Source organism: Paenibacillus sp. MZ04-78.2 (assembly GCF_024213375.1).
Classification (GTDB): Bacteria; Bacillota; Bacilli; order Paenibacillales; family NBRC-103111; genus Paenibacillus_G.
Genome location: NZ_JANAVJ010000143.1, coordinates 1 through 479, shown reverse-complemented (window position 1 = coordinate 479; position 479 = coordinate 1). Strand labels below are relative to the sequence as shown.

The following is a 479-nucleotide window of genomic DNA, read 5'->3' as shown; positions in this document are numbered from 1 at the left end:
CGGTTATTCGCCAGCTTTCTGGGATATTGCACCCGTTTTTGCCGTTGAGGTTGAAGGATGTCTAGTTCGCGGCAAAGTCGATATACCTTTTTCTTGTTAATGATCAGCCCGTGCTGCCTCCTGAGGCATACGGTTAATTTTCGATAACCATAGACTGACTCTTCCCCGGCAATGAGTTCCATCAACCATTCTTTGATCTGATCGTCGGGGATGGGACGCGGTTGTTGGTTGAAGGAATACCCAGGGATAGGACGTCCACCGTTGTATACTCGTTCCTGCTTGAAATGCTTCTTTCGGTAATAATACGTTGCTTCACTAACGCCGACGATACGCAGCACCACTGCAGCCTTATACCCCCGCGCAATCCACGTGTCGGCGATCTCTATTTTGTCCGATAGGCGGGGTTTATCTTTTTTACGAGGTCACGCAGAATCGATATTTCCAGATCTTTTTCGCCAAGCAATTTCTTCAGTTTGTCG

1 protein-coding gene is annotated in these 479 nt (G+C 48.0%); it reads right to left on the bottom strand.

What is annotated here, in order from left to right; translation table 11 throughout:
• A partial coding sequence (locus NLX71_RS26425) for an IS3 family transposase (RefSeq protein ID WP_254366778.1) occupies window positions 1–341 on the bottom strand: 341 nt, incomplete at its 3' end.
• Window positions 342–479: the final 138 nt, after the last annotated feature.